Source organism: Solicola gregarius, from assembly GCF_025790165.1.
Lineage (GTDB): Bacteria > Actinomycetota > Actinomycetes > Propionibacteriales > Nocardioidaceae > Solicola > Solicola gregarius.
The window spans coordinates 4,731,298-4,751,643 of record NZ_CP094970.1 but is presented as its reverse complement, the minus strand read 5'-3'; the positions used below and the strand labels follow the sequence as shown (position 1 = coordinate 4,751,643).

Annotated in this window: 16 protein-coding genes; 15 read left to right on the top strand and 1 reads right to left on the bottom strand. The window is 69.4% G+C overall.

The genetic code is table 11. The features are described from left to right. Positions 1 to 26: 26 nt before the first annotated feature. The 15 genes from L0C25_RS23150 (at position 27) to L0C25_RS23080 (ending at position 16,811) form a co-directional block, all read left to right on the top strand. Complete coding sequence (locus L0C25_RS23150; protein WP_271634184.1) at positions 27 to 1,721, top strand: peptidoglycan D,D-transpeptidase FtsI family protein; 1,695 nt, start codon at positions 27 to 29, stop codon at positions 1,719 to 1,721. Between the two features lie 62 nt (positions 1,722 to 1,783). After that, a complete protein-coding gene (locus tag L0C25_RS23145) occupies positions 1,784 to 3,313 on the top strand; it encodes a UDP-N-acetylmuramoyl-L-alanyl-D-glutamate--2,6-diaminopimelate ligase (RefSeq protein WP_271634182.1) in 1,530 nt (509 codons plus the stop codon). After that, the gene (locus tag L0C25_RS23140; RefSeq protein WP_271634181.1) at positions 3,310 to 4,740 is read left to right on the top strand and encodes a UDP-N-acetylmuramoyl-tripeptide--D-alanyl-D-alanine ligase; all 1,431 of its coding nucleotides are present in this window, start codon (positions 3,310 to 3,312) and stop codon (positions 4,738 to 4,740) included. The genes L0C25_RS23145 and L0C25_RS23140 overlap by 4 nt, the downstream gene beginning before the upstream one ends. Beyond that, entirely contained in the window at positions 4,740 to 5,804 is a 1,065-nt protein-coding gene (mraY, locus tag L0C25_RS23135; RefSeq protein ID WP_271634179.1) for a phospho-N-acetylmuramoyl-pentapeptide-transferase, read from the top strand. Before L0C25_RS23140 ends, mraY begins: the two co-directional genes overlap by 1 nt. A 34-nt stretch (positions 5,805 to 5,838) precedes the next feature. Beyond that, positions 5,839 to 7,269: a UDP-N-acetylmuramoyl-L-alanine--D-glutamate ligase gene (gene murD, locus L0C25_RS23130; protein WP_271634178.1), complete on the top strand. Its 1,431-nt coding sequence runs from the start codon at positions 5,839 to 5,841 to the stop codon at positions 7,267 to 7,269. 12 nt (positions 7,270 to 7,281) lie between these two features. Next, entirely contained in the window at positions 7,282 to 8,550 is a 1,269-nt protein-coding gene (gene ftsW / locus L0C25_RS23125; RefSeq protein ID WP_271634176.1) for a putative lipid II flippase FtsW, read from the top strand. Positions 8,551 to 8,561: 11 nt separating this feature from the next. Further along, positions 8,562 to 9,647, top strand: coding sequence for an undecaprenyldiphospho-muramoylpentapeptide beta-N-acetylglucosaminyltransferase (murG, locus tag L0C25_RS23120; protein WP_271636891.1), 1,086 nt, complete (start codon positions 8,562 to 8,564; stop codon positions 9,645 to 9,647). Then, positions 9,644 to 11,083, top strand: coding sequence for a UDP-N-acetylmuramate--L-alanine ligase (gene murC, locus L0C25_RS23115; protein WP_271634174.1), 1,440 nt, complete (start codon positions 9,644 to 9,646; stop codon positions 11,081 to 11,083). The genes murG and murC overlap by 4 nt, the downstream gene beginning before the upstream one ends. Further along, positions 11,083 to 11,814 carry a cell division protein FtsQ/DivIB gene (locus tag L0C25_RS23110; RefSeq protein WP_271634173.1) on the top strand — a complete coding sequence of 244 codons (732 nt, stop codon included), beginning with the start codon at positions 11,083 to 11,085 and terminating at the stop codon, positions 11,812 to 11,814. The genes murC and L0C25_RS23110 overlap by 1 nt, the downstream gene beginning before the upstream one ends. 427 nt (positions 11,815 to 12,241) lie before the next feature. After that, positions 12,242 to 13,525: a cell division protein FtsZ gene (gene ftsZ, locus L0C25_RS23105; protein ID WP_271636890.1), complete on the top strand. Its 1,284-nt coding sequence runs from the start codon at positions 12,242 to 12,244 to the stop codon at positions 13,523 to 13,525. A 68-nt stretch (positions 13,526 to 13,593) separates the two neighbouring features. Continuing rightward, the gene (pgeF, locus tag L0C25_RS23100) at positions 13,594 to 14,331 is read left to right on the top strand and encodes a peptidoglycan editing factor PgeF (RefSeq protein ID WP_271634172.1); all 738 of its coding nucleotides are present in this window, start codon (positions 13,594 to 13,596) and stop codon (positions 14,329 to 14,331) included. Further along, entirely contained in the window at positions 14,328 to 15,038 is a 711-nt protein-coding gene (locus L0C25_RS23095) for a YggS family pyridoxal phosphate-dependent enzyme (protein ID WP_271634171.1), read from the top strand. The genes pgeF and L0C25_RS23095 overlap by 4 nt, the downstream gene beginning before the upstream one ends. 86 nt (positions 15,039 to 15,124) lie before the next feature. Continuing rightward, positions 15,125 to 15,616: a cell division protein SepF gene (locus L0C25_RS23090; RefSeq protein ID WP_271634169.1), complete on the top strand. Its 492-nt coding sequence runs from the start codon at positions 15,125 to 15,127 to the stop codon at positions 15,614 to 15,616. A gap of 199 nt (positions 15,617 to 15,815) precedes the next feature. Beyond that, on the top strand, positions 15,816 to 15,917 hold the full coding sequence (locus L0C25_RS23085) for a hypothetical protein (protein WP_271634167.1): 102 nt from the start codon (positions 15,816 to 15,818) through the stop codon (positions 15,915 to 15,917). Positions 15,918 to 16,025: 108 nt separating this feature from the next. Continuing rightward, positions 16,026 to 16,811 (top strand): DivIVA domain-containing protein, encoded by a 786-nt coding sequence (locus L0C25_RS23080; RefSeq protein ID WP_271634166.1) that lies wholly within the window; start codon positions 16,026 to 16,028, stop codon positions 16,809 to 16,811. An 85-nt stretch (positions 16,812 to 16,896) separates the two neighbouring features. Here L0C25_RS23080 and ileS read toward each other — a convergent pair whose 3' ends face one another. Next, positions 16,897 to 20,037 carry an isoleucine--tRNA ligase gene (gene ileS, locus L0C25_RS23075; RefSeq protein WP_271634164.1) on the bottom strand — a complete coding sequence of 1,047 codons (3,141 nt, stop codon included), beginning with the start codon at positions 20,035 to 20,037 and terminating at the stop codon, positions 16,897 to 16,899. Positions 20,038 to 20,346 lie beyond the last annotated feature (309 nt).

Here is a 20,346-nt window from a genome sequence, read left to right as displayed (position 1 = left end):
TGACCCGGCTGCGGTTCTGCCTGATCGTGATCGCGTTCCTGCTGTCGCTGTTCGCGGCCCGGCTGTTCCAGCTCCAGGGGGTCGACGCCAACGCGTACGCCGCGAAGGCTGCAGAGGAGGGCACCCAGAAGATCGCGCTGCATGCCGAGCGCGGAGAGATCCTCGATCGCGACGGCGAGGCGCTCGCCACCAGCATCGATGCGTGGGCCATCACCGCGGACCCGACGATGACCGATGACGACGCACCGAAGATCGCGGCGATCCTCGCGAGGAAGCTGGACCTCGACTACTTCACACTCGTCGAGAAGCTCCGCCAGGCGGACACCCAGTTCGTCTACCTCGCCCACCAGGTGCCGACCTGGAAGGCGGACAAGGCGATCGAAGCGGTCGAGTCGGCCGGCTTCACCGGGGTCTTCAGGAACGAGCGCGAGCCGTTGCGTACCTACCCCGGTGGCACCCTCGCCGCGAACACTCTCGGCATCGTCAACGCCGATGGCTTGGGCGGTGCCGGACTCGAGCGCGAGTACGACAGCGAGCTGGCGGGCGAGGACGGCGAGGCGACATACGAGGTGTCACCGTCGGGCGAGCGGATCCCCCTCGCCGACAGCACCGTGAAGGAGCCGGAGCCCGGCACCGACGTCGTCACGACGATCGACCGCGACCTGCAGTGGTACGCACAGCAGCGGCTCCAGCAGGCGGTCCACGAGACGAGCTCCGACTGGGGCGTCGTGATCGTGAAGGATGTCAAGACCGGCGAGGTGCTGGCGCTCTCGCAGCTGCCGACGTTCGACGCGAACGACCCTGGATCGATCACGCCGGACAACATGAACGCGCGAGCGGTTCAGAACGTCTACGAGCCGGGTAGCGTGCAGAAGGTCATCACGATGGCCGCACTCGCCGACCAGGGCCTGGTCAACCCGCGTACGAAGGTGCGGGTGCCCGGCTCGATGACGCTCGACGGCTTCACCATCGGCGACTACTGGGGTCACGGCACGCTGAACCTGACCGCCGCGGGCATCATCGGGCTGTCCTCGAACATGGGCACGGTGACGCTGTCGCAGCAGATGAACGACAAGAACATGCACTCGTACCTCGAGGACTTCGGATTCGGCGAGCCGACCGGCATCGGCCTACCGGGCGAGTCCGGCGGCATCCTCGCCGATCCCGACGACTGGTCGCGCGCAAAGCACGCCACGATCTCGTTCGGACAAGGCATCTCCGTCACCGCCATGCAGGAGGCGTCGGCGATCGAGGCGATCGCGAACGGCGGCGTGTACAACGAGCCGTCGCTGGTGTCCGGGTACGTCGACTCCGATGGCGACGAGACGCAGGCGCCCGAGCCCGACTCGCACCGGGTCGTCTCGAAGGACGCGGCCGACGACGTCACGCGGATGATGGAGGCCGTGACGAGCCCCGGCGGGACGGCGACGCAGACCAAGATCGCGGGATACCGCACCGCGGGCAAGACCGGCACCGCATGGCGGGTCGATCCCGAGACCGGTAGCTACGTACGCGGCCAGAACACCGTGTCCTTCGCGGGCTTCGCCCCCGCCGACGACCCGCGGTTCCTCACGTACGTCGTACTGGACAACCCGGCCGGAGGCGGCTCCGGAAGCGGCGACGCCGGCCCGGTGTTCCACGACGTGATGCGGGCAGCGCTCGAGCGGTACGGTGTGCCGCCGACGGGTGAGCGGTCGCCTAGAACGCCGCTGTACTGGTGACGATAGGCTCGGGCGTCTCGGAGCGCGCAACCTCCGAGTACTCGTCCGCAGGAAGGCCATCGATGACCTCTGAGTCGAGGGACGTCACCGGCGCTGCACGGCCTCGGTACGTCGAGCCCGTCTCGCTGAGTGCTGTCTGCGAGGCGCTGGGCATCCCAGCCGCCACAGGACAGGTGACCGGCGTGAGCCTGGCCTCGACGGCCGTCGAGCCCGGCGACCTGTACGCCGCTCTACCCGGCGCGCGTACGCACGGCGCGCGGTACGCCGCCGATGCCGTGGAGGCCGGCGCGGTCGCGGTCCTGACCGACCCCGACGGCGCGCGGATCATCAGCGAGACCCGCGTACCGGTGCTCGTCGTCGACGGACCGCGCGCGGTCCTCGGAGACGTAGCGGCGCTGGTGTACGACCGGCCCGCAGCCGCGATGCTGACGGTCGGCGTCACGGGCACCCAGGGCAAGACGACGGTGACCCAGCTCGCAGAGTCCGCCCTCGACGCCGCGGGGCAGACGCCCGCGGTCGTCGGCACGATCGGCACCCGGATCGCCGGGCAGGCCGTACGCACCGCGCTCACCACCCCCGAGGCCCCCGCGCTGCACGCCTTGTTCGCCGCGATGAAGGAGCAGGGTGTCACCGCCTGTGCGATGGAGGTCTCCAGCCATGCGCTGGTTCAGGGCCGCGTCGACGGCATCGTGTTCGACGTCGCGGTGTTCTTGAACCTCGGCCGAGACCACCTCGACTTCCACGGCACGGTGGAGGACTACTTCACAGCGAAGGCGACGCTCTTCACCGAGCGGCGCGCCCGCCGGGCCGTGGTCAACGTCGGTGACCCGTTCGGTACGCGACTGGCCGACAGCACGGTGCTGCCGGTCACGACGTTCTCGACGACGGGTGCTGCCGACTGGTCCGTCGTACGAACCGATGCCGGCGCCTCGGGCACCAGCGCGACGTTCGCGGGGCCGGACGGCGAGCTGGACGTCGAGATCCCGATGCCCGGTGCGTTCAACGTGGAGAATGCGCTCGCCGTGGTCGCAGCACTCGCGGCCGGTGGCATCGACCCCCGCGCCGCCGCCCGCGGCATCGCGGCTTCGCCCGGTGTTCCCGGGCGGATGCAGCGCGTCGACGCCGGCCAGGACTTCCAGGTCGTCGTCGACTACGCCCACAAGCCGGATGCGCTCGAGGCCGTGCTGGCGACACTGCGCCCCGTGACCTCGGGGCGGCTGATCGTCGTCGTGGGCGCCGGTGGCGACCGCGACACCGGGAAGCGTCCGGTGATGGGCGAGATCGCCGCACGCCTCGCCGACGTCGTCGTCGTCACCGACGACAACCCGCGCAGCGAGGACGCGGCCGAGATCCGCCGGGCCGTCCTCGCCGGCGCCGAGGCGGCCGGCACCGACGCCGACGTACGCGAGACGGGCGACCGGGGTGCGGCAATCTCGCAGGCGGTGTCGTTGGCACGCGCGGGCGACTGCGTGCTGATCGCCGGCAAGGGACACGAGCAGGGGCAAGAGGTCGCCGGCACCGTACATCCGTTCGACGACGTCCTCCAGGCGCGCGCCGCGCTGCAAGCACTCGACGGGGCGGGCACCCGATGATCCCACTGCGAGCGGGCGAGATCGCCGACCTCGTCGGAGGGCGGCTGCACCATGTCGACTCCGACCTGCTCGTCACCGGCGCGGCGAGCGTCGACTCGCGCTCGGTGGAGGCCGGCGGCCTGTTCGTCGCGATCGCGGGCGAGCGAGTCGACGGCACCGACTTCGCCGAGGGCGCTGTCACCGCCGGCGCCGCCCTCGCTCTCACCGCGCGCGAGATCGACGCCCCGTGCGTCGTGGTACCCGACCCGGTACGAGCATCGGGGTACGTGGCCGCGGAAGTCGCACGCCGTTCGTCCGCGCGGGTCTGTGCCATCACCGGTTCGCAGGGCAAGACGAGTACGAAGGATCTGCTGCGCCAGATCCTCGAGCGCAACGGCGAGACCGTCGCGACCGAGGGAAACCTGAACAACGAGATCGGCGTGCCGCTGACCATCACCCGGGCGACCGAGCGTACGCGCCACCTCGTGGTCGAGATGGGCGCCCGCCACATCGGCAACATCGCGTACCTGTGTGGCATCGCGCCGCCCGAGGTCGGCGTCGTCGTCAACGTCGGAGTCGCCCACATCGGCGAGTTCGGGTCTCGTGAGGGCATCGCCCGGGCGAAGGGCGAGCTGGTCGAGGCACTGCCCGCCGACGGCAGTGCCGTCCTGAACGCCGACGACCCGTTCGTACGTGCGATGAGCGGCCGTACGCCTGCCCGGGCCGTGCTGTTCGGCGAGTCCGAGCGCGCCGACGTACGGCTGCTCGACCCCACGGTGAACTCCGAGGGCGAGCCGACATTCGCCTTGGAGTACGACGGTGAGCGCGCAGACGTGCACCTGCGGATGCTCGGGATGCACCAAGCCGTGAACGCTGCCGCCGCGGCGACGGCCGCGCTGGCCCTCGATGTCTCGTTCTCAGACGTCGTGGATGCTCTGAACGCGGCCACGGTTTCGTCCGCCGCCCGGCTCGAACGCCACGAGCTGGCGAACGGCGTCGCGCTGATCAACGACGCGTACAACGCCAACCCCGACTCGATGCGGGCCGCGCTAGCAACGCTACGGACCCTCGCCGACTCACGAGAGGGCCGCTCGATCGCCGTCCTCGGCGAGATGCGCGAGCTCGGCACGACCGCGGCCGAAGAGCACCGTCAGCTTGGCGCGTACGCAGCCGAGTCGGGTCTCGACGAGCTCGTCCTCGTCGGCGACGGCGCCGCACCGATCGCCGAAGGGTGGACCGGCGCCCCGGTACGCCGCGCCGCCGACGCCGACGCTGCCGTCCGCATCGTCGAAGACCTGGTGGGCCCCGGCGATGTCGTGCTCGTCAAGGCATCGCTCACCATCGGTCTGCAGCGAGTCGCCCGCGAGCTGGTGTCTCGGGCAGGGCATACTGCTTCGAGCCCGGGCGCGAACGGGTCGCAGGGAGCCGACGAAAGGACGAGCGCGTAATGAGGGCCATCCTGCTTGCAGGCGGCATGGGACTGCTGGTGACGCTGCTCGCAACGCCGATGGCGATCCGGCTCCTGGTCGCGAAGCATTACGGTCAGCTGATCCGCGACGACGGTCCGACCTCGCACCACACCAAACGGGGCACGCCCACCATGGGCGGCCTGGTCGTCATGGCGGCCGTGCTGATCGCGTACGGCTTCGCGATGCTCGTGACCAAGACCGAGCCGAGCGCGTCCGCGCTGTTGCTGCTCTTCCTGTACGTCGGACTCGGCCTCGTCGGGTTCCTCGACGACTACATCAAGATCTCGAAGCAACGCAGCCTCGGCCTGCGCAGCAAGGCGAAGATGGCCGGTCAGACGGTGATCGCGCTCGCATTCGCGATCCTGGCGCTGAATCTCCCGGACGACGAGGACATCAACCCGATCTCCCACAGCATCTCGTTCATCCGCGACTTCAGCTGGGAGCTGCCGGCCGCGCTGATCGTGATCTGGGTGCTGATCATGATCGCGGGCACCAGCAACGCGGTGAACCTCACCGACGGCCTCGACGGGCTCGCCACCGGCGCATCGGGCATGGTGTTCGGCGCGTTCGTGTTCGTGAACATCTGGCAGAGCAACCAGTCGTGTTCGCTGGAACACGCGCCCGTCGGCTGTTACGAGGTACGCGACCCGCTCGACCTCGCGGTCGTCGCGGCGGCACTGACCGGCGCCTGTTTCGGCTTCCTGTGGTGGAACGCCTCGCCCGCCCAGATCTTCATGGGCGACACCGGCTCGCTCTCGCTCGGTGGTGCGATGGCGGGGTTCGCTGTCATGACCCGTACCGAGCTGCTGCTGCCGATCATCGGTGGCCTGTTCGTGGCGCAGGCCGTTTCGGTGATGCTGCAGGTCGGTTGGTTCAAGGCGACGAAGGGCAGACGGCTGTTCCGGATGGCGCCGCTGCACCATCACTTCGAGCTCGGGGGCTGGGCCGAGATCACGGTCGTGATCCGGTTCTGGATCATCTGCGTGCTGTGCGTGGCGCTCGGGCTGGGGATCTTCTATGCCGAATGGGTCGCCGGGGTATGAGCGGCCGGCCGACGACCGAGCGCGACGACGAGATATGACCGTCGACCTCAATCAGCTCGATCGCACGACGTCGTGGGAGGGAGTACGCGTCGTCGTCTGCGGGTTCGGCGTCAGCGGGTTCGCGGCGGCCGACACCCTCACGCACGTTGGCGCGAACGTCGTCGCGCTCGACGAGCGCGACGACGACGGGCTCCGCGAGCGGGCAACCCTCCTTCAGGTGCTCGGTGCCGACGTACGCCTGGGTGCCGGGTCGACGGCCTCGCTGCCGCCGGCTGATCTCGTGGTCACCTCGCCGGGCTGGCCGCCGACCGCACCGCTGCTCGTCGAGGCCGCCTCGTCGGGCATCCCGGTGTGGGGCGAGGTCGAGCTGGCATGGCGCCTGCGTGTCGAGGGCGATGCGCCGTGGCTCGCCGTGACCGGTACGAACGGCAAGACGACGACGGTCCAGATGCTCGACGCGATGCTGCGTGCCGCCGGCAAGCGATCGGTCGCGGTAGGCAACGTCGGCAAGCCGATCGTCGAGGCGGTGATGGACCCCGAGCCGTACGACGTGCTGCCCGTCGAGCTGTCCAGCTTCCAGCTGCACTGGTCGCGCAGCATGTCGGCCCAGGCCTCGGCCGTGCTGAATCTCGCGCCCGACCACGTCGACTGGCATGGCTCGTTCGACGCGTACGCCGCCGACAAGGGCCGGATCTTCGAGAACACCCAGATCGCCTGTGTCTACAACGTCGCCGACCCGGAGACCGAGCGGCTCGTCCGCGCGGCCGACGTCGTCGACGGTGCACGGGCGATCGGCTTCACGCTCGGAGTTCCGGCGGTCGGCATGCTCGGCGTCGTCGACGGTGTGCTCGCCGACCGCGCGTTCGTCGCAGAGCGGCAGACCGCGGCCGCAGAGCTGGCGACCGTCGACGACATCGCGCCCGACGGCGACCACAACGTCGCGAACGCCCTCGCGGCCGCGGCGCTGGCGCGCGCTCACGGCGTGCCACCGGTTGCCGTACGAGACGGCCTGCGCGGGTTCAGGCTCGACGCGCACCGGGTAGCGGAGGTCGCGACCGTTCGCGGGGTCCGCTACGTCGACGACTCCAAGGCGACCAACACCCATGCCGCTCGGGCATCTCTCGAGAGCTATCCGCACGTCGTCTGGGTGGCCGGCGGCCTGGCGAAGGGCGCGACGTTCGACGACCTCGTGAGCGCGACCCACGAGCGCATGCGGGGCGCCGTTTTGATCGGACGTGACCGAGCCCTCATCGCCGACGCGTTGCGGCGACACGCGCCCGAGGTCCCCGTAGTTGAGGTGGATTCCGGCGAGACTGAGGCAATGGATCGCGTCGTGGACGCGGCGGCCACGATGGCGCAACCCGGCGACACCGTGCTGCTCGCGCCAGGGTGTGCCTCCATGGACATGTTCGCCAACTACGCCGCGCGCGGTGACGCATTCGCCGAGGCGGTTCGCCGGTTGTGAGGAGGGCCCGTCGTGAGTACCACAGCACCGCGGCGGGAGACCAGACAGCGTGGTTCCGACGAGTCCGCCGGCTGGTTCGCGGCCTGGCGGCGTCTCCTCGACCGGCCGCTGACGTCGTACCAGCTCGTTCTCGGGGTCAGCGCGCTACTGCTCGCGCTCGGACTCGTGATGGTGCTCAGCGCCAGTTCCGTGCTGTCGTACAAGGCGTACGGAAGCTCGTACTTCATCTTCGGCAAGCAGGCGATCTGGGTGCTGATCGCCCTGCCGTGCGCGTACGTCGTGTCGCGGCTTCCGGTCAACGGTGTACGCCTGTTCGCGTACCCGCTGCTGTTCTTCGCGATCGTGCTGATCGGGCTGACGTACGTGCCGGGCCTCGGCGTCGAGGTGAACGGCAACCGCAACTGGCTGTCGTTCGGCGGGCCGCTGCAGGTGCAGCCGTCGGAGATCGCCAAGCTCGCGCTGGTGATCTGGGTGGCCGACCTGTATGCGCGCAAGGAGAAGCTGCTCGGCGACTGGAAGCACCTACTGATCCCGATGCTTCCGGTGACGCTGCTGGTCACGCTGATGGTCGTCGGCCAACGCGACCTCGGTACCGCGTTGGTGATGTTCGCGGTGATCCTCGGCATGCTGTGGGTCGCGAACGCCCCGATGCGGCTGTTCGGCGGCGCGTTCCTCGCACTTGGCGGTCTGGTGGCGTTCCTCGCGGCGGCCGATGAAGGGCGCGTCCGCCGGCTCAGCGGCTTCATGGACCCGTTCTCCGACTACAGCGACGGCGGTTGGCAGGCGGCGCACGGGCTGATGGGGCTCGCGTCCGGACAGTTCTGGGGAGTGGGCCTGGGCGCCAGCCGGCAGAAGTGGGGAACGCTCCCTGAGGCGCATACCGACTTCATCTTCGCCGTGATCGGCGAGGAGCTGGGGCTCGCCGGCACGCTCGTCGTGCTCGCGCTGTTCGTGGTTCTCGCGTACGCCGGGCTCCGGATCGCGCAACGTAGTCGTGACCCGTTCGTACGCTTCGCGGCGGCGGGGATTACGGTGTGGTTGTTGTCGCAGACGGTCATCAACATCGGAATGGTGCTGGGGTTCCTGCCGGTCATCGGCATTCCGCTTCCGCTCATCTCCTACGGCGGGTCGGCGTTGTTGCCGACCGTCATCGCGCTCGGGCTGCTGGTGTCGTTCGCACGTACCGAACCCGGGGCGCAGGCGGCGCTCAAGGCACAGAAGGACCGGCGCGTGCGAATGCGTCGTATGGGCCGCGAACGCGCGGTCCGGAGAGGGAAATAGAGAACGTGGCAATGCGCGTCCTGCTCGCTGGTGGGGGAACAGCCGGCCACACGTCTCCGTTGCTCGCGACCGCGGCGGCGCTTCGGCGCGCCGACCCCGAGTGCGAGATCACCTGCCTCGGTACGTCCCGAGGCCTCGAGGTGACGCTGATCCCGGAGGCCGGCTATCCGCTGGAGCTGGTGCCGCCCGTGCCGATGCCGCGCAAGGTCGGCACCGACCTGGCGAAGGTTCCGGTGCGGCTGCGCGGGTCCGTACGCGCTGCCGTCGAGATCGTCGACCGCGTACGCCCCGAGGTGATCGTCGGCTTCGGGGGATACGTCTCCGTACCGGCCTACCTCGCGGCGCGCCGCCGCAAGGTGCCGCTCGTCGTACACGAGGGGAATGCACTGCCGGGCATGGCGAACAAGCTGGGTGCGCGCTTCACTCGCCATGTCGCGACCAGCTTTCCCGACACCGAGCTTCCCCACGCGACGTACACCGGGCTGCCGATCCGACGCGCCATCTCGACCCTCGACCGCGCCGCTCTGCGCGATGAGGCCCGGGCGGAGTTCGGTCTCGACCCGTCGCGCCCGACACTGCTCGTCACCGGCGGCTCGCAGGGAGCACGCAGCGTCAACCATGCCGTTTCCGGCGCCGCCCGAGACCTCGCCGATGCCGGCGTACAGGTGCTGCACGCGGCCGGGAGGCCCGACGAAGCCCAGCCCGATCGGCGAGACGGCGACCCGCCGTACGTCGTCGTGCCGTTCATCGAGCGGATGGACCTCGCGTACGCCGCCGCCGACCTGATCGTGTGCCGCTCGGGTGCCAACACCGTGACCGAGGTCGCGTCGGTGGGTCTGCCCGCCGCGTTCGTACCGCTGCCACACGGCAACGGCGAGCAGGCGCTGAACGCGTACCCGGTCGTACAGGCAGGGGGAGCGTTGCTCATCGACGACGAGGCCCTCACTCCTGACTGGATCGGCAACGTCGCCGTACCTCTGCTCAGTGACGCGGCTCGGCTGGAGCGGATGTCGAAGTCCGCGGCCGAGCTGATGCCCCGCGACGCCGACGAGCGCCTGGCCGCGATCGTCGTCGACGCTGCGCGGGAGTCTCGATGAGGATCGACGTCCCCGACGTCATACCGCCGGCCGAGGAGCTCGGCGACGTGCACTTCGTCGGCATCGGCGGTGCCGGCCTCTCGGCGATTGCACGGATCATGGTGGAGCGCGGTATCTCGGTCTCGGGCAGCGACTCGAGCGACTCCGCCCTGCTGCGGTCGCTCCGCGAGGCGGGCGCGACCTGCTACGTGGGCCACGATGCCGCGCACCTCGACGGCGTCGACACGGTGGTCGTGTCCACGGCCGTGCGGGAGACCAACCCGGAGGTCGCGGCGGCTCGCGCGCGTGGCCTGCGGCTGCTGCCACGGTCGGCGGGTCTCCAGTCGGTGATGTGCGACCGCGACGTCATCGCCATCGCCGGCACACACGGCAAGACGACCACCACGTCGATGCTCGCGATGGCGCTCGACGGATGCGATGCCGAGGCGTCGTACGCGATCGGGGCGGAGGTCGAGGCGCTCGGCAGCAACGCTCGCGACGGGTCGAGCCGGCTGTTCGTCGCCGAGGCCGACGAGAGCGACGGCGCGTTCTTGGTCTATACGCCGCTGTTCGCCGTCGTGACCAATGTCGACGCTGACCATCTCGACAACTACGGCACGGAATCGGCTTACCACGAAGCGTTTCGGACGTTCCTCGGTCGCATTCGTGACGGGGGGGCGCTGCTCGCATATGCCGACGACGCCGGGTCGGCGGCACTCGCCGACGAGGCCGAGCGTCGCGGCATCGAGACGATCCGGTTCGGTGACCACTCCTGGGCCGATGTACGCCTCGCGGACCTCACGATCGACAGCGACCGGTCGTCGTTCGTCGTCTGGTCGAGACTGTCCGGCACCGACGAGAGACTCGGCACCGTGCACCTCGCCGTGCCCGGCCGGCATTATGCGGTCGACGCCCTCGGTGCGATCGCCGCCGGACTCCGGTGCGGGTTCGCGTTCGACGACCTGGTCGCGGGGCTGTCGTCGTACGTCGGGGCCAGACGACGAATGGAGTCGGTCGGCGCGTCGGGCGAGGTTCGGGTGTACGACTCGTACGCGCATCATCCGGTCGAGATCGCCGGTGACCTGGAAGCCGCTCGGGCGTTGGCAGGCAGCGGGCGCCTGGTCGTCTGCTATCAACCGCACCTGGTGAGCCGTACGCGCATCTTCGGCGAAGCGATGGGCGAGGAGCTGGGTGCGGCCGACGAAGTGGTGGTCACCGAGATCTACCTCGCGCGTGAAGACCCCGACCCCGAGGTCAGCAGCGAGCTCGTCGCGGGTGCCGTCGGGCTGCCACCGGAGAACGTCCACCGGGCGCATGACCTGGTCGCGGCGGTCAAGACGCTCGCTTCGATCGCGCGACCGGGCGATCTCGTGTTGACCCTCGGTGCGGGAGACGTCACGACGGTGGGGCCGGCACTGTTGTCGGTCCTGCGCGGTAGGTCCAACGGGAGATCGTGATGGCGGGGCCGCACGAGGGTGGACAGCGGTTCCGCAGACGCCGATGGCATACGCGGGGCAGGCGGCTGCTGCCGTACCTCATCGGATTGGGGCTGGCCGCGCTGGTCGGGGTGTTGGCATGGGTGGTGTTCGTGTCACCGGTGCTCGGTGTTCACGACGTGCAGGTCGAGGGCGCGAAGAGCGTGTCCGAGGAGAACGTGCTGCGGCAGGCGGACATCGACTCCGGGACTCCGCTCGCGACGCTGGACACCGACGCGATCGCGAACCGGATCGAGGAGCTTCCGCGCGTCGCAGAGGTGTCGGTGCAGCGCACGTGGCCGCGCGGCGTCACGGTCGACGTACGCGAGCGCGCGACGGTCGCGATCGTCGACGACGACGGCGTGTTGCGGGGCGTCGACGAGACGGGTGCCGCGTACCGGTCGTACGACAAGCGCCCGCAGGGCGTCCCCTTGATCAGCCTCGACTCGGGCGTCGGGGACGACGAGCAGACCGTGCTGGCCGAGGCGGCGAGGGTCGTAGGCGCGCTCGACGACGACCTGGCCGACCGGGTCAGGGACATCGAGGCCGCGAGCATCGACTCGATCGACCTGGTGCTCCGCAACGGCGATCGAATCCGGTGGGGGAGCGCGGAGGAGTCCGAACGCAAGCAGGCGGTGCTCGAGGCGCTGCTGGACACGCCCGCGAGCGTGTACGACGTCACCGTCCCCGAACACCCGGCCACCTCCGGCTGACGCGGGATTCCGACAGGTGACGCGCGCCTACAGCGATACCAAGTTCACCAGGTACGGCTGCACGGGCCGCGCGTTGCGATACCGAGTTCACCAGGTATGGCCCACGTCCCCAGGCGTCGATGCCTAGGGAAGTGCAGCCACGCCAAGTTCACCAGGTACGGCTGCGTGGGCGCCGCGTCGCGATACCAAGTTCACTTGGTAAAGCACCGCGCCACCAGGCGGTCGCGCCCAGAATTCCGCGCTGGATTCCCGGCCGACGCGGCGTGTCTGCGGCATCGGCCCGCACCCGACCCGTACTTTTACTGACAGACAACAGGTTGACATAACTATAACCCTCTACTTGAGGGTGAGTGTTGAGGAAGCCTTCCCCGCTGACAGACCGAACACGCCAGGTCGCGTTGATCTGGCCGACTCGTGAGAGGCACGCATCGTGGCAGCTCAGAACTATCTGGCCGTAATCAAGGTGGTCGGTATCGGCGGTGGTGGCGTCAATGCCGTGAATCGGATGATCGAGGTCGGTCTCAAGGGCGTCGAGTTCATCGCGATCAACACCGACGCGCAGGCACTGCTGATGAGCGACGCCGATGTCAAGCTCGACATCGGCCGCGAGCTCACCCGTGGCCTCGGCGCCGGCGCCGACCCGGCGACGGGTACGAAGGCCGCCGAAGACCACGCCGAGGACATCGAAGAGGTGATCAAGGGCGCCGACATGGTGTTCGTCACCGCGGGCGAGGGCGGCGGCACCGGCACGGGCGGCGCGCCCGTCGTTGCGCGCATCGCGCGATCGCTCGGCGCGCTGACCGTCGGCGTCGTCACCCGACCGTTCGCGTTCGAGGGCCGTAAGCGCGCGAACCAAGCCGAGGACGGCATTGCCGGACTACGCGACGAGGTCGACACGCTGATCGTGATTCCCAACGACCGGCTGCTGTCGATCAGCGACCGCAACGTGAGCGTCCTCGACGCGTTCAAGCAGGCTGACCAGGTGCTGCTGCAGGGCGTTTCCGGCATCACCGACCTGATCACCACGCCGGGCCTGGTCAACCTCGACTTCGCCGACGTCAAGTCGATCATGTCCGACGCAGGGTCGGCGCTGATGGGCATCGGCTCGGCGCGCGGCGACGACCGGGCGGTGGCGGCCGCGGAGATGGCGGTGTCCAGCCCGCTGCTCGAGGCGTCCATCGACGGCGCTCATGGCGTACTGCTGTCGATCGCGGGTGGCTCGGACCTCGGCCTGTTCGAGATCAACGAGTCGGCGGCGCTCGTGATCGAGGCCGCACACGAGGAGGCCAACATCATCTTCGGCGCGGTCATCGACGACGCGCTCGGCGATGAGGTACGCGTGACCGTCATCGCCGCCGGCTTCGACGGAGGCACACCAAAGAGGCGCGACTCCAGCAAGCCGGCGCTGCGACGGGAGGCGTCGCCGACGCGTACCGAGTCCGAGTCGCGTCCGGAGCGGCGCCCGGGCGAGCCCGAGAAGAAGAGCACACCCGAGGGGAGCCCGGCCCCGGCGCGCGCTCAGGCGCCGACCCGGCCCAGCTCCGCCACGAGTGGTTCGTCGTCCAACGGCAGCAATGCCCCCGGTGGCGGATCGTCCAACGGCACACCGACGCAACGCCCGACGAGCACGCCGGAGCGGCCGGCACGTACGCGCGAACCGCGACCGGTCGACTTCGACGACGACCTGGACGTACCGGACTTCCTCAAGTAGCACGCGCTCGAGCGTCACCCGGGCGGCCGTGGCCGTGGCCACGACGGCAACCCGGGTAGGGTCGCTCCGTGTTCGCGTTCCGTGACCGCGCCGGCGGCGCCGACCTCGCATTCACCGATCGTCATGGCGGAGCCAGCGTCGGGCCCTGGGAGTCGCTCAACCTCGGTACCAGCAACGGCGACGACGCCGCGAGTGTCGAGCGCAATCTCGACGACCTGGCCGCCGCCTTCGGCGCAGACCGCGACTCGATGGTGCGAATGAGCCAGTTCCACGGCAACGACGTGCACGTGGTGGCCTCGGATCACGACGGCAGCGTGCCACGCGCCGACGCCCTCGTGACCGATGTTCCGGGCGTCTCGCTGCTCGTCCGCGTTGCCGACTGCGCCCCAGTCGTGCTCGTCGCACCCGACGACGGCGTCGTCGGTGTTGTGCACGCGGGCCGCGAAGGGGTCGCGAACGGTGTTGTCGTACGCACGGTCGAGGCGATGCGCGACCTCGGCGCCGGGCCGGTTCATGCCTGGATCGGTCCGCGCGCATGCGGTGCTTGTTACGAGGTGCCGGCAGAGATGCGCGCGCGGGTCAGCGCGATCGTGCCCGCCACCCACGCGACGACGCCTTCGGGTACACCCTCGCTCGACCTCGCGGCCGGGCTCGCCGCGCAGCTGAGCGCCGTGGGCGTCGCGATCACCGATCTCGCCGAGCATCGCGCGGCGTGCACGATCGAGGGGGTCGACGACTACTTCTCCTACCGTCGCCAGGGCCAGCAGTCGGGTCGGCTCGGCGCCCTCGTACGGTTGCGCCCGTGAGTCGAACCGAACAGATCGCGTCCGGACTGACCGCTGTACGCGAACGCATCGCGGCGGCATGTGCGGCGGCCGGGCGAGAGCCAGGCGACGTTCACCTGGTCGTCGTCACCAAGACGTACCCGAGTAGCGACGTAGCGATCCTCGCCGAGCTGGGCGTCTCGGACGTCGGCGAGAACCGCCACCCCGAGGCCGAGCGGAAGCGCGCCGAGCTCGGCGCGGACGGCGGCGGCCTGACGTGGCATTTCGTCGGCGGACTCCAGACGAACAAGGCCGATGCCGTCGCCCGGTACGCCGACGTCGTGCACTCGGTCGATCGGCTCCGGCTCGTCCGCGCACTGGGCAAAGGCGCCGCGAAGGCCGACCGGGTGATCGACGCGCTCGTCCAGGTCAACCTCGAGGGGCGCGACGAGGCGTCAGGTGGTCGCGCGGGTGCCGACCCTGCCGAGGTCGAGCAGATCGCGGCCGCGATCGAGGGGGAGCCCGGCCTGCGGCTCCGGGGCACGATGGCGGTCGCGCCGCTCGGCGAGGATGCCGCGAAGGCGTTCGAGCGGCTGCGCGAGTGCGCCGCCGCACTCGCCGAGGTGCACCCGCAAGCGACCATCGTGTCCGCGGGTATGAGCGGCGATCTCGAGGCCGCGATCGCCGCCGGCGCGACACACGTACGAATCGGGCGCGCGGTACTCGGTGAGCGCCCACCGCTCCGGTAGGGTCGTTGCCAGGCGCCGTGACGACGGTGCTTCGGCGGCAGATCTACGAAGGTGCGGGCACGCACCGACCGGAGGACAAGAGGACCATGGCTGGCGCAATGCGCAAGATGGGCGTGTATCTCGGTCTCGTCGAGGGCTCGGATCAGTACGACGAGACCGACGACGAATTCGAGGCCGACGACTCGCAGCGTTCTCAGGCCGTGCGTAACGCCGCCTCGGCGGAGCAGCCGGCGGCAGTGACGCGGCTCTCAGAACGCCGTCGTCCGACGCCGCTGACGCCGGCCCCGCCGATCACCGACCTCTCCCGCATCACGACGCTGCATCCGCGCACGTTCAACGAGGCGCGCACGCTCGGCGAGGAGTTCCGCGAAGGCACGCCGGTGATCATGAACCTCTCCGAGATGGACGGCAACGACGCCAAGCGCCTGGTCGACTTCGCCGCCGGCCTCGTCTTCGCCGTGCACGGCGCCATGGAGCGCGTCACGAACAAGGTATTCCTCCTCTCGCCGCCAAACGTCTCGGTCGCCGCTGAAGAGAAGCAGCGGATCGCCGAAGGCGGATTCTTCAACCAGAGCTGACGAATGGCGACAGTTGGCTCGATCATCGGCCTTGTTCTATGGGCCTGCATCCTGATCCTCATAGCGCGCTTCATCCTGGACTGGGTCCAGGTTCTCGCCCGGTCCTGGCATCCCCGCGGCGTCATGCTGATCTTCTGCGAGATCATCTACTCGGCGACGGACCCCCCCTCTTCGGGTCGTCCGCCGCGCGATTCCGCCGATGCGTCTCGGAGCGGTCGCGCTCGACCTGTCACCGATGATCCTGTTGATCGGGCTGTACCTTCTCCAGATCATCAACAGTGCGGTCTTCTTCTCCGCGTGACGAACTCATCACAGGGGCGCCGCGCGGGTCGTTTACGTGTCGCGCGGAAAAACGGAGTACGGTGGTCTTCGACATGTACAAGTTCGACAACGACATTGAGGTGAGCTCATGCCGCTGACGCCTGAGGACGTGCGTAATAAGCGCTTTACGCCCGTCCGTCTCCGTGAGGGCTACGACATGGGAGAGGTCGACCAGTTCCTCGATGAGGTCGAGACCGAGCTGAAGCGCCTGACCGACGAGAACCAGGACCTCCGCAACAAGCTTGCAGCCGCCTCGTCGGGTGCGCCGTCGGCCCCGGTCTCGGAGGAGACCAAGGTCACGCCGGCCCCAGCGCCGACGCCCGCGCCGGAACCGATGCCGGCTCCCATCCCGGCCCCTGCGCCGCCGGTCGCCCCCGCGGCGGCCCCGATGGCCGAGTCGACCGGATCGGTCGGCGAGGCGTCGACCGCCGCGACCCGCCTGCTCGAGATCGCGACGAAGAACGCCGACGAGCTCGTCGAGGGCGCCAAGAACGAGGCCGACCGCATCCTGGCCGAGGCGCGGATGAAGGCGGAGCGGCTGGAGAACGAGTCGCGCAGCAAGGCCGACCGGCTCGAGTCGGATGCGCGCGTACGCGCCCAGAAGCTCGACTCCGAGACGGCCGAGCGGCGCCAGCAGCTGTTCGGCGACCTCGAGAAGGAGCGCGACAACCTCAACGTCGAGGTCGAGCGCCTGCGTGCGTTCGAGCGTGAGTACCGCAGCCGGCTGAAGAGCTACTTCACCGAGCAGCTGTCGACGCTCGAGGCCGGTTCCAGCGTTGCCGAGGCAGCGGCCGCACCGACACCGGCCGGTGCCGAGCACACGCCGCGGCGGCTCCGTTCGCTGTTCGGCGACGAGGACACCACCGCTCGCTGACGAGAGGGTTTTGGCCCACTGACGAGAGGATCGGCGCGAACACTGTTCGCGCCGATCCTCTCGTCAGTGGGCCAAAACCCTCTCGTCAGCGACGTTCGAGGGTGAACGCGAGGCCGAGTGCTTGGTCGTGGGTCGAGCCTTCGCCGGGTACGTCGGCCCGGGCGAACTCCACCGCGAGTACCTCGGCGGCGATCTCCGCCTCGTGCTCGCCCACGGCCGCGGCGAGCTCGCCGTCGGCGGCCCAACGGACCGTGATCCGATCGCTGATCTCGAGCCCGGAGTTCTTGCGGGCCTCCTGCAGGGTGCGGACGACCTCGCGCGCGAGCCCGGCGCGGCGCAGTTCCTCGGTCAGCTCGAGGTCGAGCGCGACGGTCTCGCCGCGGTCGTTGACCACCGACCATCCCTCGAGGGGACGCTCGGAGACGATCACGTCGTCGGCTTCGAGCAGGACCGTCTCGCCGTCGACCTCGACGGACGCGGACGCTCCGTCGCGCAGGGCCGCGGCGAGACCCGCGGCGTCCGCCTCGGCGATCGCGGCGGCCACCTGCGGGGTGCGCTGTGCGAACCGTTTGCCGAGCGAACGGAAGTTGCCCTTCGCGGAGTACGCGACGAGGTCTCCGCCGGCCTCGCCGAGGGACTCGATCGCGCCGACGTTGAGCTCCTCGCGGATATCGCGGCGCAGCTCGTCGCCGAGGCTCGCCCACGCCGCCGAGCCGATGAGCGCGCGGCGGAGCGGCTGGCGGGTCTTGACCTTGGCATCGGCGCGCGCCGCGCGGCCGAGCTCGGTGATGCGCCGGGCGAGGTCGACGCGGTCGCGGAGTGCGTCGTCGACGCCGTCGGGGTCGTACGACGGCCACGTCGCGAGATGGACCGACGCGGGTGCCGCCGCGTCGACCGAGCGGATCACGTCGCCCCAAACACGTTCGGTGACGAACGGCACGATCGGTGCGAGCAGCCGGGTGAGAACGTCCAGCGTCTCGTGCAGCGTACGCAGGGCGGCGTCGTCGCCGTCCCAGAACCTTCGCCGTGAGCGGCGCACGTACCAGTTGGACAAGTCGTCGATGAACGCCGACAGCAACGAGCCGGCGCGCTGGGTGTCGAAGTCGTCCATCGCAGCGGTGACGTCGCGGACGAGCGCGTGCGTCTGCGATGCGAGCCAGCGGTCGAGTACGTGTCGCTCGTCGAGCGGCGTCGCTTCCGCGGCCGGCGACCAGCCCGCCGTACGCGCGTACAACACGTGGAACGCGACCGTGTTCCAGTACGTGAGCAGCACCTTGCGGACGATCTCCTGCAACGCGGTGTGCCCGATGCGCCGGGCCTGCCACGGCGAGCCCGAGCACGCCATGAACCAGCGCACGGCATCGGCCCCGTGCTCGGCCATCAGCGGCATCGGGAGCAGGATGTTGCCGAGATGCTTGCTCATCTTGCGGCCGTCCTCGGCGAGGATGTGCCCGAGGCAGACCACGCTCTCGTACGACGAGCGTCCGAACACCAGCGTGCCGATCGCCATCAGCGAGTAGAACCAGCCGCGGGTCTGGTCGATCGCCTCGCAGATGTACTGAGCGGGGTACGCGCGCTCGAACAGCTCCGCAGAGCCCGGTGCGTGCGGGTAGCCCCACTGGGCGAACGGCATCGACCCCGAGTCGAACCATGCGTCGATCACCTCGGGAACCCGGCGGTACGTGCCGCCGACGCCCTCGCGGGTGAATGTCACGTCATCGATGTAGGGCCGGTGCGGATCGAGATCCGACAGGTCACGGCCGGTGAGGTCGGAGAGCTCGCGCAGCGAACCGACGCACACCAGGTCGGTGGGATCCTCGTCGTTGCGCCAGATCGGCAGCGGCGTGCCCCAGAACCGGTTGCGGGACAGGCCCCAGTCGATGTTGTTGTTCAGCCAGTCGCCGTACCGGCCCCACTTGATCGTCTCGGGGTACCAGTTCGTGTCGGCGTTCTCGGCCAGCAGCCGGTCCTTGATCGCGGTCGTCCGGATGTACCACGACGGCAAGCCGTAGTACATCAGCGGCGTGTGGCAGCGCCAGCAGTGCGGGTACGAGTGCTCGTACGGCACGTGCCGGTAGAGCAGGCCCCGAGACTGCAGGTCGTCGACGAGCACGGTGTCGGCCTTCTTGAAGAACATCCCGCCGACGAGCGGCACGTCCTCCTCGAACCGGCCGCGGGTGTCGATCGGGTTGACCAGCTCGACCCCGTTGCGGCGCACGGACTCGAAGTCGTCGGCGCCGTACACCGTGGCCTGGTGGACGAGCCCGGTGCCGTCGTCGGTGGTGACGTAGTCCTCGTTGACCACGAAATGGCCGCGACCCGGCCACGACACGATGTCGAACGGGCGGTCGTACGTCCAGCCGACCATGTCGGCGCCGCTGAAGGAGTCGACCATGGTCCAGTTCTCGCCGAGTACGTCGGCGAGCAGGTCCTCCGCGACCACGAGCGTCTCGTCACCATCGGTCGCGGTGACGTACGTGACGTCGGCGCGGGTCGCTACCAGCGCGTTGCTCGGCAGCGTCCAGGGTGTGGTGGTCCACACCAGCAGCGAGGCCCGGCCGGCGTAGGGGCCCGAGGTGAGCGGCAGGCGTACGTACACCGACGGGTCGACGACGGTCTCGTAGCCCTGCGCGAGCTCGTGGTCGGACAGGGCGGTGCCGCATCGCGGGCAGTACGGCGCGATGCGGTAGTCCTCGACAAGGAGGCCCTTGTCGAAGATCTGCTGCAGGGCCCACCACACGCTCTGCACGTACGACGCATCCATCGTCCGGTAGGGATGCTCGGTGTCGACCCAGTACCCCATCCGGTCGGTCATCTCCTCGAAGAGATCGACGTTGCGGAGTACCGCTTCGCGACACTTGGCGTTGAACTCCGCGACGCCGTACGCCTCGATGTCCGGCTTGCCGTTGAAGCCGAGCTCCTTCTCGACCGCGATCTCGACCGGGAGCCCGTGGCAGTCCCAGCCGGCCTTGCGTTCGACCAGGTAGCCGCGCATCGTCTTGAACCGGGGAAAGACGTCCTTGAAGACCCGTGCCTCGACGTGATGCGTGCCCGGGGTGCCGTTGGCGGTCGGCGGGCCCTCGTAGAAGGTCCAGCGGGGTGCGTCGGCGCGCTCGCTCAGGGTGCGCTCGAACGTGTCGTCGGAACTCCACTGCTCGAGCACCGCCGCCTCGAGCGCTGGCAGGTCGATATGCGCCGGTACGGCGGGATATCCGGCGTCGCTCATGTCAGTTCCTCCGACGGTACCCGCGGGAAGCGGGAGGTCCGGCGAAGGGACGAACTGCGTCGGCGACGCGGCCCGCGGTACCACCCTTCTTGGTCGGCGTGAGCCGACCCCCTCGTGGTCGTCGCTGCCGGGTCTAATGGGTTACCGAGGCAACCGTTCTTCCGGCGGCTCCGAGGTGATGGTTCGCCCCTGGTACGTCCCGGGCTCTCACCATCCCCGGTCGCTGCAGACGTACGATTCAGGGGGTACTGACCCCATCCGCGCCGTGCGACGAAGGCAAGCATAAACGGTGTGATTTCGCGCGTCGAA